This window comes from Streptomyces nidicola, assembly GCF_050106155.1.
Classification (GTDB): Bacteria; Actinomycetota; Actinomycetes; order Streptomycetales; family Streptomycetaceae; genus Streptomyces.
In genome coordinates, this window is record NZ_JBNBPI010000001.1 from 1,118,943 (window position 1) to 1,134,008 (window position 15,066).

Consider the following 15,066-nt stretch of genomic DNA (forward strand, 5'->3'; position numbering starts at 1 on the left):
CTTGGAGAGGAACGACTTTGCTTCGACGTTTCACCACACTCGCCGTGTCCGCCGCCATCGCGGGCGGCGTCCTGTTCTCGGCCGTCCCGGCGCAGGCAGCCCCCGTTGCCGAGCAGGGCAGCGTGTCGGCCCGTGGCCCGATCACCTGCAACATCCCGAAGATGCGCCAGCAGGTCGCCAGCCACAAGTCCAAGGCCGCCAAGCTGGACAACCTCGGCTACCACAAGTCGGCCGCGAAGGAGCGCGCCAAGGCGCGGGCGATCCAGAACCGTATCCAGCAGTGCCAGGACGCCGACAACGACGCCCCCGGCCCGATCGGCGGCTGAGGCCTGACCGATTGAGCACTTCGAGGCGGGCCCACACCCGGCCCCGAAGGTGACCGAGCCCCCGCCCGGCAGCACCCTCGCCGGGCGGGGGCTCCTCACGCCCTCCCGCCAACGGCGCACGCTCGGCGGAGGAACCGTCAGCCGGCCGTCCACCCGCCGTCCACGGCCAGTCCCGAACCCGTGGCGAACGAAGCGCGGTCGCTGCACAGCCACAGGGCCGCCTGGGCGATCTCGACGGGGTCCGCCATGCGTTTCTGCATCTGGCGGGCGACGAAGGCCGGGCCCAACTCCGGGTAGGCCTCCACTGCTTGCTCGATCATTTCCGTGCGGGTGGTGCCGACGACGAGGGAGTTGATGCGGATGCCGTGTTCCGCGTACTCGGCCGCCGCGGCCCTGGTCATGCCGAGCACCGCGTGCTTCGCGGCGACGTAGGGCACGGGCGCCCCGGTGGCCCCCATGGCCGCGGTGCTGGACGTGTTGACGATCGCGCCCTTGCCCGCGGCGAGCATCACCGGGATCTGGGAGCGCAGGCAGTTCCAGGTGCCGCTGACGTTGACGGCCATCGTGCGCTCGAAGACGGCCTGGTCGAGCTCGTGCAGCGGCGACAGGTCATCGCCCGCGAAGCCCGCGTTGTTGAAGGCCGCGTCGAGCGTGCCGAAGTGCTCACAGGCAGCGTCCACGGCACGCTGCGTGTCCTCGGGGACCGAGACATCGCCCGGGCTGATCGCCGCCCGGCCGCCCAAGTCGGCTATTTCCTGGGCCAGTTGCTTCAGTACGTCCTCGCGGCGTGCCATCAGGAGTACCGCCGCCCCCTCGGCGGCGAACAGGCGGGCAGCCGCCTCTCCGATACCGCTCGAAGCACCCGTGATCATGACAGTCTTGCCGGCCAGCATTCCAGTCGTGTCACTCATTGGGCGAGTAAACCTCCTGGGACGCCCCGCGTACACCTCCGCGTACGGCGGTCCGTCCTCACCCGATACTCAGCGCCAGGCAGAAGTCGACGCGGTCGCGCAGTGTGGCGAGGCTGTGGCCCGTCAGCTGCTCCACCCGCTGCAGCCGGTAGCGCAACGTGTTGACGTGGATGTGGAGTTGCTCGGCGCAGCGCTGCCAGGAGCCGGAGGCGTCGAGGAAGGCGCTGAGGGTGGCCACGAGGTCGCTGCCGTGTGTGGCGTCGTAGCGCTCGACGACCCCGATCAGGCGCTCGCGGTAGAAGCGGCGTACGTCGTCGGGGACGGCGGCCAGGAGGAGTTGGTAGGAGGAGAGGGCGCCGGGGTCGGCGGTGCGTACGGTGCCGGCTCCGAGGGCCGCGACCCGGAGGGCGTTGCGGGCCTCGTCCAGGGAGCGGCGCAGGCCGGTCGGGCCCGTGGCGGGCTCACCCGTGCCGATGGCGGCGTGGCCGTCCGCGAGGAGCGGCGCGAGCCGTTCGGCGGTGCCGGACGTGTCGTGGTCGCCCTCGGGTACGAGCATGAGGTACGCGCCGTCCTCGGCGGGGATCGGCACCGAGCAGCCGGGCAGCCGTTCGGCGACGTCCTCCAGGACGGTGGCGGCGAGTTCGGCCCCGTACGGGCTGCCGGTGGTGCGCACGTACACGGCGCTGAGTGGTGTGTCGAGGTCGTGTCCGAGGCTGGTGAGCCGGGCCGCGGCCGCCTCTTCCCTGCCGTCGGTGAGCAGGTCGACGGCCTCGCGCAGGAAGCGCGCCTCGATGCGGCGGCGTTCCTGGACCGCGGCGCCGTCGAGCGCGAGCAGCGCGCACACCTCCCACGCGGCGTCGGCCACGCCCGGCGACCAGTCCCGGTAGTCGCCCGAGGCGGCGAGATACCCGGCGGGTGGTCGGCGCGCGGCGGGCGACTGGACGGGGAACAGGGTGAGTTCACCGCAGCCGGGGACGGAGCGTACGGCGGGAAAGCCGCCCGCGCCGAGCGCGTCGTGGTGGGCGCGGGCGAGTTGCCGCTCGCTCACCGAGGGGACGCCTCCGGCGCGCGGCGCCCCGGTCGCGGAGAGCACCGCGCACCACACGCCCGTGGCCCGCGCGAACACGTCGATGAGCCCCTCGGCCCCCTCCCCCGCAGCCATGCTGGCGACCAGGCCGCGGTGCAGGTTCACGGAGGGCGCACGCCGATGGCCGCCACCGAGCGCGGCGAGCACGGTCTCGGTGAGCGCGGCGAACGAGACCTCGTCGGCGACGGTGAGCAGCGTCAGGCCGTGCCGGGTGCAGGCGTCGGCGAGCGGCGCGGGCACCGCGCCGACGTCCGCCGTCCCGGCGACGAGCGCGGCGACGCCCGCCCCTGACAGCGCGGCGACGAACACATCGGCGTCGCGCGGCTCGTGGTACCAGGTGGTGCTGGTCAGGACGAGTTCCCCGCCGTCGAGGTAGCGCCCCGGGTCGGGCAGATCGGTGGTGTAGACGCCCCGGATGCGCGGGCTCTCGACGGGGGACGAGACCACGGACCGCAGCCCGAGTCGTGGCATCGCGAGCAGTTCGGACAGCTCCACCGGTCGGCCTCCTCGGCACCGCCCAAGGGGAGGGCGGGCGACTCGTGTTACAGGCATGCACACCGGCGTGCAAGGGGTTTGGAGCATAGTACGGGGCCGCCGCGTGAAATGGGCCGGTCGTCTGGAGAGATCTGCAATCCCGCCCGAGCCCCGGCGCCGGTTCACTGAGTCACGCAACGAGCCGCATGACCACCCGCACCGCCCCGTCCTGTCCTGGTGAGGAGCCCACCCATGCGCGCCGCCCCCGAAGACCGTCCCTCGACCTCGACCTCGACCTCGACCATCGAACGCCTGGGAGCCGAACCCGTGCCGCTCACGCGGCGGCACGGCCGCCCCTGGTCGCTCTTCACCCTGTGGTTCGGCGCGAACGTGCAGTTCGCGACGCTCAGTGTGGGCGCCCTGTCGACGTCGGTGTTCGGCCTCGACCTGCTTCCCGCCGTCCTCGCGATCGTCACGGGCACACTGCTCAGCTCGGCGCTTGTCGGCCTGTTCTCGACGCGCGGCCCGCTGACCGGTGTGCTCCAACTCGTCCAGTCCCGGGGCCCGTTCGGCCGCCTCGGGAATCTGCCGTCCGCGGCGTTCACCGTGGTCAACGGCGTCGGTTGGTGTGTCGTCGACTCGTTGCTCGGGGTCTTCATCCTGCGCGATCTCACCGGCATGGGCTTCGGGCCCGCGCTCGCCCTGATGGCGGTGGCCCAGCTCGGCATCGCGGTCGTGGGATACCGATTGATCCACACCGTGGAGCGGGTCCTGGCCGTGGTCCTGGTGGTGGTGTTCGCGGTGATGTCGGCGTACGGGTTCGGTGCGGCGCACGCGACCGCTCCCGTGGCCCCGGCCGACGGCTCGACCGCGGCGTTCCTCCTGGTCGTCGCCGTCACCGCGGCCCGCGTGCTCGGCTGGTCCGCGTACGCGTCCGACTACAGCCGCTATCTGCCGGCGCAGAGTTCGCCGCGTCGGGTGTTCCTCGCGGCGGGCGGCGGCGGTGCGCTGGCCGGGGTGTGGATCGGCTCGCTCGGCGCGGCGCTGGGCACGGTGGGCGCGCTCGACGATCCCAGCGCCATGGTCAGCGGCCTGCTGCCACACGCTCTCGGCACCGTCGTGCTGCTGTGCCTGCTGCTCTCCACGCTCGCCTCCACGGTCATCGACCTGTACTCCGGTGCGATGGCGGCGCTCGTCGCCGGGTTCAGTATCCCGCGCTGGGTGTCGGTCCTCGTCGTCGGCGGCCTCGGCACGGCGCTCGCCTGGTACGCGGGGCACGGCGACTTCGCGGCGCAGCTCAACGACTTCCTCCTGATGACGGGTTACTGGCTGGCGCCGTGGGGCGCGGTGATGATCGTCGCGTACTGGGGCCGCGGGCGGCACGCGCTCGCGGATCCGTACGACGTCGGGCACCGCTTCGGCCGGGGCCTGCCGTGCGTGCTGCTCGCCGTCGCGGCCGAGCTGCCGTTCATGAACCAGTCCCTCTATACGGGGCCGCTCGCCGAGGCACATCCGGTGCTCGGATCGTTCGGCCTGTTCGTCGGGTTCGCGGTGGCGGGGGCCGCGTACACCGTGGTGTGTCCACGCCCCCGTACGTCCGACCGACCCCAACCATCCGTACCGTACGAGAAGTTGAGGAGCGAGGCATGACGCCCACGAGCACCACCACGACCGCGACCACCGCCACGACCACCACTGCGCCCAGTGCACAGGACGAGGCGTTCCTGCGGGCCGCCATCGTCGCGGCGGCGCAGTCCCGCGCCGTCGGCAACCATCCCTTCGGCGCGCTGCTCGTCCTCGACGGTGAGCAGGTCCTGGAGGCCGGCAACACCGTCGTCTCGGAGCGGGACGCAACCGGCCACGCCGAGACCAACCTCGTACGCCTGGCGACACGTACCTACGACCGCGACACACTGGCCCGAGCCACGCTCTACACCTCCACGGAGCCGTGCGCGATGTGCACAGGGGCCGTCTACTGGAGCGGCATCGGCCGGGTCGCCTACGCCCTGGGCGAGGACGAACTTCTCGCCCTGACCGGCGCGAACCCCGAGAACCCGACGATGGCACTGCCGTGCCGGGAGGTGCTGGCGGCCGGGCAGCGTCCGGTGGATGTCGTCGGGCCGTGCCTGCACGAAGAGGCGGCGGCGGTGCACGCGGGGTTCTGGGCATGACGCACACACGCCGCACTCTCATCCACAACGGCATCGTCATCCCCTGCGACGGCACGAAGACGGTCCTGGACCCCGGATCCGTCCTCCTGGAGGGCGACCGGATCGTCGCCGTCGACCGCCCGGAGGCCTTCGCCGGCACCGACGCGCAGGTCATCGACGCCACCGGCCACGCCGTCATTCCCGGGCTGCACAACACCCACCTGCACTCGGGCCTGTTGCGCGGCACCGCCGAGTCCAAGTCCCTTTGGGACTGGCTCCGCGACTACGTGGACCCGGCCCACAAGGCGCTCACCCCCGACATCGCCGAGGCCGCGTCGCTGCTCTGCTACACGGAATCGCTGCGCGCGGGCACCACGTCCGTGATGGACATGTGGCGCCACATGGAGGGCTCGGCGCACGCCGCCGAACAGGTCGGCATCCGCGCCACGCTTGTCCCCTACGTCGCCGACCTCCCCGGCTACGACTACTTCGAGACGCTGGAGACCAACCGTCGTCTCCTGAAGGAGTACCGCACGTACGCGAGCGGCCGGGTGCGCTCTTGGGTGGGCCTTGAGCACCTCTTCTACTGCAGCGAGGAGGCCTTCCGCGCGGCTGCCGCGCTGGCGGACGAGTTCGACACCGGGCTGCACACCCACTCCTCCGAGACGACCTGGGAAGTCGAGGAGTCGCTGCGGCAGTTCGGACGCCGCCCAGTCGAGGAGTTCCACCATCGCGGCATCCTCGGACCGCACACCGTGATCGCCCACTGTGTCTGGCTCGACGACCGCGAGCTCGACCTGCTGGCCCAGACCGGTACGAGCGTCGCCCACTGCCCCTGCTCCAACATGAAGCTGTCGTCGGGTCCCGCCCGGGTCGCCGACATGCGCCGGCGCGGCATCGCCGTCGGCATCGGCAGCGACGGCGAGAAGGAGAACAACAACCTCGACCTGCTGGAGGAGATGAAGTTCGCTTCGCTGCTGCAGAAGGTGACCTCCCTCGACCCGACGACCGGCGACCCGTGGGACATCCTCGACACGGCCACCCGGGACGGCGCCCGCGCCCTCGGCCTCGACGACGTGACGGGTTCGCTGGTGGCGGGCAAGCGCGCCGACGTCGTCACGGTCGACCTGCGGGCGCTTCACACCACTCCCCTCCTCCACGGCGAGGACTTCAACGCGGTTCCTCATCTGGTGTTCTCCGCGTCCGCCGCCGACGTGGACCATGTGTGGGTCGACGGCGAACTACGCGTGTCCGGTGGGAAGGTGCTGAGCGTGGACACGGAACAGGTACGGCTGCGCGCGCAGGAGGCGGCGGAGGAACTGTTCCGGCGGCGGGCGGCGCTTCCGGGAGCCCGGTAGCCAGGGGCGTACGTCACGCGGCGTGTCAGTCGCGGGCCGCGGGGACCGTGAACGACGGTGCCTGCGTGGGCAGTTCCTTCTTCGTGTACATCTTCAGGTAGGTGTCGAGGTACGGCGAGCGCTCGCCTTCGGTGGCCTTGTCGTCGGCAGGGTCGTCGACGGAGAGGTGGAGGTGTGCGTCGCTCACCGTGATGCGGTCGCCGGTCGGGGTGTCGATCCACGCGCCGTCCTGGACGGTGCCGATCTCGACGGCCAGGGAGTGCCCGGCCTTCAGCCGCCAGTCGGTCGACTTGAGGTCCACGGCCACGCTGCCGGAGCCGTCGGCCATGGCGACCTGCTGGTCGAACATGACGGCGGAGCCGTCCGGTGCGGCGTCGTACAGCTTGACCATGACGTTGCCGCTGCCCTCGGTGTCCATCCGGATCCTGGGGGTTCCGGTGACGCGGACGTCGCGCTCGACGGGTTCGGACCACGTGAGGAAGCTCGCGGAGTCGCCGGGCTCGCCCTTGTCCACGTAGGACCCGTCGCGCAGCGGCACATCGGCGGACCGGTCCGATTCCGGCCAGGTGTCCTGGGAGCGCCAGGTTCCGGTGCTGTCCTGGATGGCGAAGGCCGGGTAGGCGGTCGTGGGGTCGGTCCCCTTGAGCTGCTGGTCGTAGAACGACATCACCTCCGTGAACCAGTTCGGCCGCCCCATCTCCAGACGGCCGTCCTCTGTACGTGAGTTGCCGCGTACGTGGTCCCACTGGCCGAGCCAGGCGCGCTCGGTGCCCTTGTGGCCCGCGAGGTACTCCTGCATGGCCTCCGGCGTGGTGTTGGACTCGATGAAGCCCTGGGTGAAGAACAGCGGTGTGTCGCTGCCCTTGGCCTGCTCCGCCAGGTCACGCTGTCGCCAGTACGGGTCCTCGGGGTCGGCCTTGAGGTTGTGGTCCGTGTTGTAGGCGGCGCATTCGGGGTGCTTCAACTCGTACTGGTTGTTCTTCTTGTAGCGCTTCTGGTCGTCGGGCAGCGGCGGCAACTGGGCGATCTGGTTGTAGGTGTTGGGGGCGAGAACCCCGCCGAGCTTCGGAATCCTGTTGGAGCGGGTCAGGCGGTACATGTCCCAGACGGGCTCCTGGGCGACGACGGCCTTCAGCGCGTCCTGGTCCAGGTTGTTGCCGACCAGGGCGGTCGTCGCGTCGTACGACTTGCCGTACATCCCGACCTTGCCTGTGGACCACGGTTGTTCCGCCGCCCAGTCGATCGCCGCCTTGACGTCGGCCTGTTCACCCTTGCCCATGTAGTCGAGGCATCCGCTGGACCCGCCGAAGCCGCGCAGGTCCACCTGCACCAGGGCGTAGCCCCGCTGGAACAGATCGCCGCCCTCGACGAGGTCCTTGAAGCGCCCGGACGGTCCTGTCGTCTTCCACTTCTCGTCCGTGAGCTCTCCGGAGTGGCCGAAGTAGGAGCCGACGGAGAGGATGACCGGCACCTTCTTGCCCTGGGGAAGGTCTTCCGGCAGCAGGACATCCGCGTGCAGGTCGGCGCCGGAGGCGTCCGAGGACGGGAAGTAGTGCTGGGTCCACGCGGCGCCCTTGGGGACACGTTCGTTGTCCTGGTGAGTCACCGCGTCATCGGCGGCGGCTGCCGTGGACTGTGCCGCGCCGGCGGGAGCGATGTGGGTGCCGGCCAGCGCCAGGACGGTGACGGCGGCTGTGGTGGTGGCCGCGACGGCCAAGGGGATCTTCTTCATGGTCTCCTCCGGGAGGTCAGCCGTGAGAGGTGTGGGGCGAGAGATGGGCGGTGAGAGGCGACTCTGTGCCCTCGCGGCACGGTCAAACCCGCTCGACGAGCCGCTTGGTCGACCGGCGGAACGCCCAGAAGACGACCAGCAGGGCCAGCGCCAGCAGCGGTACGCCCATGCCGACCTTGGCGAGGGCGAGCCAGGCCGTGGAGTCGTTCTCGTACAGCCACAGCTGCACGCCGAACCGGGCCCCGAACAGGACGGTCAGGGTGGCCGTGGCGACGTCGTGCGCCAGCATGCTGGGACGGTCGTCGCGCCACGGGTGCCGGTTGCCGTGCAGCGCGTTCCACAGCAGGCCGGTCAGCGGCCTGCGGGCCAGCAGCGAGACAGCCAGGAGCACCGCGCCCGCGCAGCTCGCCCAGATCCCGATCAGGAAGAACCCGCCCGCCGAGCCGACCCACGCCGCGACGCCGCCCGCGGCCGCCACACCGAAGAGCCCGCCGGCCGCCGCGGTGAACGGCTCCCCCCGCACCATCCGCCACACGGTGACGAGCAGGGCCACGGCGAGCGCGATGCCGATCGCGAGCGGCAGCCGGCCGAGCGCGGCGTTCGCGGCGACGAAGCCGGCGACCGGGATCGCCGAGTACACCATCCCCTTCGTCCCGCCGAGCTGGTCGAGCAGCTTCTGCTGGGCTTGGCTCTGCCCGGCCGTACCGGTGCGTGTCTGGTCCGTCATGGCGTACTCCTCGGTCGTCGCGAATCCGTGCCGTCGGTGCGCTGGGACCCAGGAGAAACCGTGCCGTCACGGCACAGTCAAGCCCGGCCGGAGGGCGCGGTGTAGCGCTTGACCGTGCCGCGACGGCATGGTTTCGAATGGGGTGAGCAAAGGCCGCGCGGCCAACCGCCAGAAGCCCAACCACGAGAATTCGAACCGCGAGAAGCCGAACCGCAGGAAGTCGAACGGAGTGCGAATCAATGGCATGGAGCACGCGTGAGATCGCCGAGCTCGCGGGCACCAGCCTGCGGGCCGTACGCCACTACCACGAGGTCGGCCTGCTCGATGAGCCGGAACGCCGGGCCAACGGCTACAAGCAGTACGGCGTGGCCCATCTCGTCCGGTTGCTGCGCATCAAACGCCTCGTCGACCTGGGCTTCCCCCTGTCCCAGATCGCGGAGATGAGCACGGCCGACGATCACCCGGAGGAAGCATTGCGCGCGCTCGACGCCGAACTGGCCGCCACCATCGAACGGTTGCAGCGGGCCAGGATGGAACTCGGATTCATCCTGCGCAAGGAGGTCGCGACCGACCTGCCCCTGGAGTTCGCCACGGCGGCCGCGACCGGCAACACCCCGTTGTCCGAGTCGGACCATTCGTTCGTCACCGTGCTGAGCACGGTGCTCGGTCCGAAGGGCACGGCGGCCTATGCCGACCTGATGAAGAACCCCGTCGTCGATCCCGCCGGCGCGGCATTCGAACAACTGCCGCCCGACGCCGACGAACAGACCCGCGCCGACCTCGCCGAACGCATGGTGCCCTACGTGCGGTCGCTGCAACGGCAGCACCCCGCGTTGAAGACCCTGCCCGCCGACGCCCCGCGGGGCGAGGAATTCGCCAAGTCGACCGTCGGCAAGGCCATCCAGGACATCTACAACGACGCCCAGGTGGACGTCCTGCGCCGACTGGGCATCCTGCTCGCCCGCGACGAGCGGGGTGGGCAATAGGCCCTGCGGACAATAGGCCCCGCGGAAAGCCTGGCGCCTTCGAGGCGCACCTGTTAGCTTCCCCTGCCATCGATCATACATTCAGTCACGACGTGTATGAATGGAGGGATCATGCGGGGAAAGACGGCCGTGGTGCTCGGCGGCAGCATCGCGGGGCTGTGTGCCGCGGGAGTGCTCGCGAACCATTTCGACAAGGTGATCGTCCTGGAGCGGGATCGACTCCCGCCGGACGCCGAGCACCGACGCGGCGTACCGCAGAGCAAGCACCCGCACTTCCTGCTCAACTCCGGGCGCCGCGCGATCGGTGAGATCTTCCCCGGCTTCGAGGACGCGCTGATCGCCGCGGGCGGGATGCTCCTGATGCCGTCGCTGGACGCGGCGTACTGCGAGAACGACGGCTATGCCGCGCGCAAGTCCAGTTCGATGACGATGGTCTACAGCTCCCGCGTGCTCATCGAGCGGGTCCTGCGCGACAAGGCACGTGAACTCCCGGCCATCGAGATCCGCGAGGGCGTGACCGTCACCGGTCTGCGTACCAGTGACGGTGACACAACGGCCGGGCGCGTAGCGGGAGTTGAGTTCCGTACGGACGATACGGACGATACGGAGGACGACTCGGGCTCGCTGGACGCCGAGCTCGTCGTCGACGCGCTGGGGCGTGGCTCCTCCGTGGCGGACTGGCTGAGCGGGGCGGGATGGCCGGCGGCCGAGGAGAAGACGCTCGACGCGAAGGTCACCTACACCTCCCGGTGGTACGACCTGCCGCCCGCCGAGCGGCGTCCCGCGTCGTGGTGGTGGAAGCATCTGGTCGTCACCCCGACGCAGGACACCGGCGAGCACCCCGAGGAGCACGAGTTCCTCAGCAACTTCTTCCCGATCGAGGGTGATCGGGCCATCGTGTGCATGGGGGCGTGGGGCCTGCGGATGCCGCGCGACGTGGCGGCGTTCGAGGGCGCGGCGGACCGCGTGCGGGCGGCGTCCTTCGGGCGGGCGATGCACGGCTGCACACCCACCTCCGAGGTGCACCTGACCCGCTCGACCGGCAACAAGTGGCGCCGCTTCGACCTGCTGGACCGGCCGCCCCTCGGCCTGGTGAGCGTCGGTGACTCGATCTGCGCGTTCAATCCGTTCTACGCCCAGGGCATGAGCTCGGCGGCCCGCTCCGCACTCATCCTGGCCGAGCTGCTGCGCGCCCGGGACACCCTCGACGCCGCCTTCTTCCGCGAGTTCCTGGCGCGGCAGAAGAAGTCGCTCGACGTGCCCTGGATGCTCGCGATGGCCCGCGACCAGGCCTACGACTTCGCGACCGGCACCGAGGTCGTCCCCGCCTGGCGCCGCAGGATCGCCGCGCGCGTGAGCTGGCCGGTCTTCAACGCGATCACCGCCACGAGCCGCGAGGACGACTACGTGGAGCGGACGTTCACCGCCGTCTTCAACCTCGACAAGTCGCTGCACGAGATGGCCACCGACCCACGGTTCTGGCTCCGTATCGCGCGCCACAAGGTGCGCGAGCTGTTCGGACGGACGGTCGTGCCGCACGGTTTCGACGACCAACAGGACCCGCCCGGCACCGACTTCACCGGTATCACCAGGGCCAACGCCCACGCATACGCGCAGGACCACCGCTCGCCCGCCGCCGAGACCGACCTCGTCAACGACTGAGACACCAAGGCCGACCGGCCGGAATCGGCCGGAACCGACTGGACCCGCCTGGAGGAGTGACGGATGGGCTACTCATGCGACTCCGCGGCCGAGCGCCTCGCGGAAGGGCTCGGCTTCTCGTGCCATGACGCGGCTCCGGTCGTGGACTTCCGCAACCCGTTCGGACTGGAGAGCGGCACCATGCCGTTCCTGGAACTGCTCGTCGTCGGCGGGGCGGTGTTCGCCTTCGTCCACGCCTGGCGGCGGTGGCGCCGCGACGGCGACCCCGTCAACATCTCGCTGTGGTTCGCCTCGGTCGTCTACCTGGCGGTCATCGAGCCACCGCTCTACTTCCCGAGCTGGTTCGGGCTGCAGGAGCACGTCGGCTTCATCTTCTCCCACAACGTGTTCACCGTGCAGTTCATGTACGACCGGCTGCCGCTGTACATCGTGGCGTTCTATCCGGCGCTGTCGCAGCTCGCCTACGAACTGGTCCGCGCCCTCGGCGTGTTCGCCCGGCGCGGCCCGCTGGCCGGTTCGCTGGCCGTCGCGTTCGTCTGCCAGGTCTTCTACGAGATCTTCGATCAGCTCGGACCGCAGCTGAAGTGGTGGGCCTGGAACCCCGGCAACACGATGATCAACGAACCGGCGCTCGCGTCCGTCCCGATGAACAGCATGTTCCTGTTCGCCTCTGTTTCCTTCGGCGCGATGACCTACCTCGTCGTACGGATGGTCGGCGCACGGGACGGCCGGGCCACGCCCACCGGCCGTCAGGTCGGCCTGCGCACCGTCGCCGCCGGTGTGCTGACACCACTGGCGATGGGCATCGCCGGCATCCCCAGCAACCTCTTCCGGGGCGGTGACCAACTCGGCATCCAGCGATCCATTCTGGGCGTCGAGATCGCCCTGGTCTGGATCGTGGGCCTCTATCTGCTCGCGGATGTGTGGCGTGCGCGCCGTACGCAGCCGATGCCGGCCCCGGCCGCGTCGCCGGGGTTCGCGAGGACGTATCCGGCCCTGTACCTCGCCGTCCATGTGGTGCTCTGGCTGGTCGCGTTGCCCGCCTACGTCGATGCGTCCGGCGGCGTCACCGAGCAGGGCACACCGGTCGGCAGCCTCTGGTACGCCGTCCTGTGCGCCCTCGCCGCGACCGGCCTGGTCGTGGCCGCCCTCCGCGCGACCAGGCCCCAACGGGCCCTGGAGCCTGTGCGATCCTGAGGCCATGGGGCACCACGGCTGGGGAGGCCGACCTCCCGCATCGGACGCGGAGGCACGGCAGCGGATCATCGACGCGACGGCCCGCTGCGTCGACCGGCACGGCGTCACGAAGACGACCCTGTCCGACGTCGCCGGAGAACTCGGCGTCACCCGCCAGACCGTGTACCGCCACTTCGGGCGGCTCAGCGACATCATCGCCGAGGTGGCGGCCCAGGGCGCCGAGTCGTTCGTCGACCTGATGATCACGCACCTGCAAGGCATCACCGACCCGGCCGAAGCCGTGGTCGAGGGCATGATCTTCTGCGTACGGACCATCCCCACCGAGCCCCGCCTGAGCCTCCTGCTGCAACTCGGGGACAGCACCGCCTTCGGCCGCGGCGCCACCACCGGTGACACCATCGTCTACGGCGCCAAGATGCTGCAGCGCTTCCCCGTCGACTGGTCCGCCGCGGGCATCGGCGAGGAGGACCTCGACGGCCTCGCCGAGATGATCATGCGCCTTCTGACGTCACTGCTCCAGCATCCCGGCGAGTCCCCCCAGGACGAGACCCGGCTCCGCACCCTCCTCAACCGCTGGCTGGCACCGGCGCTGTCCGGGCCGACGGCACCCACGCGCCCGCGCCTCTGAGGGCGTATCCGCGACAGGCCCGCCGTCCGCTCACCAGCTTGAGCGATCGCCCGTGTCCGGCGAAACGGGGCGGCCGTTACTCGGGCAGGGTGCGCCGTCGCGGCGTGCCCTGGCGCGACCAGCGCCTCCTTCGAACTGTTGGAGCTCTCCATGCGTGGATCCTCGCTTCGCTCTGCGGTCGGTGCCGCCGCTCTCGCCACAGGCGCCCTGGCGTCCCTCGCGGCCCCCGCCTCGGCCGCGTCCTCGGCCACCGACAGCGCGTCGCCCCTCACCGGGAACGACACGAGCACCTGTGCCGAGTCCGCCGCCGCCCTGCCGCCGGTGGTGAGCGACGGCAGCCTGGCAGGAGTGTGCGATGTCATGGACCAGTGAGTCGGCCCGGCCGTCGACACACCCCTCCGCGTCCGCCTGCTGAGACGGAACTTGACCTACGGGCACCGGCACGGAGAGCATTCCTAGTAATCCGGTAGGAATTATAGGCAAGGTGGGAGGAGGCCCGTGCAGCCGCTCGATCTTCGTTGGCCCGCTGTTCGTACTCCGCTCGTCACCCGTCGACACATCGACCTCTGCCTGTACGCCGGGGCCTGCTGTCGGCTCTGACGCCGCCCCTTGAGGGCCGCACTCGGCCACCGCTCCGTTCTCTGCTCCACGCTCTGTGAGGTCCTCAGCCCGTCATGTCCACACTCACCTTCCACTGGTTCCTGCCCACCACCGGCGACAGCCGCCACGTCGTCGGCGGCGGTCACGGCTCGACCCCCGGCACCGCGGGGGGCGACCGTCCGGCGTCCGTGGAGTACCTGGGCCAGATCGCCCGAACCGCCGAACAGCTCGGCTTCGAGGGGGCGTTGACGCCCACCGGCGCCTGGTGCGAGGACGCGTGGCTGACCACGGCGATGCTGACGCAGGTCACCGAGCGGCTGAAGTTCCTCGTCGCCTTCCGGCCCGGCCAGATCTCCCCCACGCTCTCCGCCCAGATGGCCGCCACCTATCAACGGCAGTCCCACGGTCGCCTGTTGCTCAACGTGGTGACCGGCGGCGAGAGCGCCGAGCAGCGCGCCTACGGGGACTTCCTCGACAAGGACCAGCGGTACGCACGGACGGGCGAGTTCCTCGACATCGTGCGCCGCCTGTGGGACGGGCAGACCGTCGACCACCACGGCGAGCACCTCCGCGTGGAGGGCGCCCGCCTGAACCGGCTGCCGGACCCGGTGCCCAGCGTCTACTTCGGCGGTTCGTCCCCCGCCGCCCTGGATGTCGCCGCCCGGCACACGGACACGTATCTGACCTGGGGCGAGCCTCCGGCCGCCGTCGCCGAGAAGATCGCGGAGGTCCGCAGGCGGGCCGAACTCCTCGGCCGCACCGTCCGGTTCGGCATCCGGCTGCACGTCATCGCCCGCGACACCGCCGCGCAGGCCTGGGCGGAGGCCGAGCGTCTACTGGAGGGCATGGACCCCGAGCGCATCGCCGCCGTCCAGCGCGGCCTCGCGACCTCCGAGTCCGAGGGCCAGAAGCGGATGCGCGCGCTGCATGCGAGCGGCACCAGCTCCGACCTCGAGATCTACCCCAACCTGTGGGCCGGCGTCGGCCTGGTGCGCGGCGGCGCCGGCACGGCACTGGTCGGCAGCCACACGGAGGTCGCCGACCGCATCGAGGAGTACCACCGGCTGGGAATCGACGAGTTCGTCCTCTCGGGCGTGCCGCACCTGGAGGAGGCGTACTGGTTCGGCGAGGGCGTCCTGCCGCTGCTGGAGCGCCGCGGCGTGTGGCGCCACCCGGCCGCACCGGCCCCCGTCGAGCCCGGCACCGTGGCGTTCGCGGGCGTGTGAGC

The 15,066-nt window shown here is 70.7% G+C and carries 15 protein-coding genes; 11 read left to right on the forward strand and 4 right to left on the reverse strand.

The window, feature by feature from the left end; translation table 11 throughout:
• The first annotated feature begins 17 nt into the window (after positions 1–17).
• Complete coding sequence (locus ACOKM3_RS05245; RefSeq protein WP_426897375.1) at positions 18–326, forward strand: hypothetical protein; 309 nt, start codon at positions 18–20, stop codon at positions 324–326.
• A 137-nt stretch (positions 327–463) separates the two neighbouring features.
• Here the strand turns inward: ACOKM3_RS05245 and ACOKM3_RS05250 are convergent, their stop codons facing one another.
• Together ACOKM3_RS05250 and ACOKM3_RS05255 are read right to left on the reverse strand one after the other, a co-directional pair.
• Positions 464–1,237 (reverse strand): SDR family NAD(P)-dependent oxidoreductase, encoded by a 774-nt coding sequence (locus ACOKM3_RS05250; RefSeq protein ID WP_426897377.1) that lies wholly within the window; start codon positions 1,235–1,237, stop codon positions 464–466.
• A gap of 58 nt (positions 1,238–1,295) precedes the next feature.
• Positions 1,296–2,819 carry a PucR family transcriptional regulator gene (locus ACOKM3_RS05255; protein WP_426897379.1) on the reverse strand — a complete coding sequence of 508 codons (1,524 nt, stop codon included), beginning with the start codon at positions 2,817–2,819 and terminating at the stop codon, positions 1,296–1,298.
• Between the two features lie 231 nt (positions 2,820–3,050).
• Between ACOKM3_RS05255 and ACOKM3_RS05260 the strand changes: the two genes are divergently transcribed.
• From ACOKM3_RS05260 to ACOKM3_RS05270, 3 genes are read left to right on the forward strand one after another with little or no spacing between them, the layout of a single operon-like run.
• Positions 3,051–4,448 carry a purine-cytosine permease family protein gene (locus ACOKM3_RS05260; RefSeq protein ID WP_426897381.1) on the forward strand — a complete coding sequence of 466 codons (1,398 nt, stop codon included), beginning with the start codon at positions 3,051–3,053 and terminating at the stop codon, positions 4,446–4,448.
• Positions 4,445–4,969, forward strand: coding sequence for a nucleoside deaminase (locus ACOKM3_RS05265; RefSeq protein WP_426897383.1), 525 nt, complete (start codon positions 4,445–4,447; stop codon positions 4,967–4,969). Before ACOKM3_RS05260 ends, ACOKM3_RS05265 begins: the two co-directional genes overlap by 4 nt.
• Entirely contained in the window at positions 4,966–6,306 is a 1,341-nt protein-coding gene (locus tag ACOKM3_RS05270; RefSeq protein ID WP_426897385.1) for an amidohydrolase family protein, read from the forward strand. The genes ACOKM3_RS05265 and ACOKM3_RS05270 overlap by 4 nt, the downstream gene beginning before the upstream one ends.
• 25 nt (positions 6,307–6,331) lie before the next feature.
• On the opposite strand, the gene ACOKM3_RS05275 is transcribed toward ACOKM3_RS05270, so the two are convergent.
• Together ACOKM3_RS05275 and ACOKM3_RS05280 are read right to left on the reverse strand one after the other, a co-directional pair.
• Complete coding sequence (locus ACOKM3_RS05275) at positions 6,332–8,038, reverse strand: CocE/NonD family hydrolase (RefSeq protein WP_426897387.1); 1,707 nt, start codon at positions 8,036–8,038, stop codon at positions 6,332–6,334.
• An 82-nt stretch (positions 8,039–8,120) separates the two neighbouring features.
• Positions 8,121–8,765, reverse strand: a complete 645-nt coding sequence (locus ACOKM3_RS05280) for a DUF3159 domain-containing protein (RefSeq protein WP_426897389.1) — start codon at positions 8,763–8,765, stop codon at positions 8,121–8,123.
• A gap of 239 nt (positions 8,766–9,004) precedes the next feature.
• On the opposite strand from ACOKM3_RS05280, the gene ACOKM3_RS05285 reads away from it, so the two are divergent.
• From ACOKM3_RS05285 to ACOKM3_RS05315, 7 genes are all read left to right on the forward strand, one after another.
• Complete coding sequence (locus ACOKM3_RS05285; protein WP_426897391.1) at positions 9,005–9,751, forward strand: helix-turn-helix domain-containing protein; 747 nt, start codon at positions 9,005–9,007, stop codon at positions 9,749–9,751.
• 111 nt (positions 9,752–9,862) lie between these two features.
• Positions 9,863–11,413: an FAD-dependent oxidoreductase gene (locus tag ACOKM3_RS05290; RefSeq protein ID WP_426897393.1), complete on the forward strand. Its 1,551-nt coding sequence runs from the start codon at positions 9,863–9,865 to the stop codon at positions 11,411–11,413.
• Positions 11,414–11,476: 63 nt separating this feature from the next.
• On the forward strand, positions 11,477–12,610 hold the full coding sequence (locus tag ACOKM3_RS05295) for a hypothetical protein (protein ID WP_426897395.1): 1,134 nt from the start codon (positions 11,477–11,479) through the stop codon (positions 12,608–12,610).
• Positions 12,611–12,614: 4 nt separating this feature from the next.
• Positions 12,615–13,238 (forward strand): TetR/AcrR family transcriptional regulator, encoded by a 624-nt coding sequence (locus ACOKM3_RS05300; protein ID WP_426897397.1) that lies wholly within the window; start codon positions 12,615–12,617, stop codon positions 13,236–13,238.
• Between the two features lie 150 nt (positions 13,239–13,388).
• Complete coding sequence (locus tag ACOKM3_RS05305) at positions 13,389–13,610, forward strand: hypothetical protein (RefSeq protein ID WP_426897399.1); 222 nt, start codon at positions 13,389–13,391, stop codon at positions 13,608–13,610.
• 126 nt (positions 13,611–13,736) lie between these two features.
• The gene (locus ACOKM3_RS05310) at positions 13,737–13,838 is read left to right on the forward strand and encodes a putative leader peptide (RefSeq protein WP_426897401.1); all 102 of its coding nucleotides are present in this window, start codon (positions 13,737–13,739) and stop codon (positions 13,836–13,838) included.
• Positions 13,839–13,912: 74 nt separating this feature from the next.
• On the forward strand, positions 13,913–15,064 hold the full coding sequence (locus ACOKM3_RS05315; protein WP_426897402.1) for an LLM class flavin-dependent oxidoreductase: 1,152 nt from the start codon (positions 13,913–13,915) through the stop codon (positions 15,062–15,064).
• The last annotated feature ends 2 nt before the right edge of the window (positions 15,065–15,066 follow it).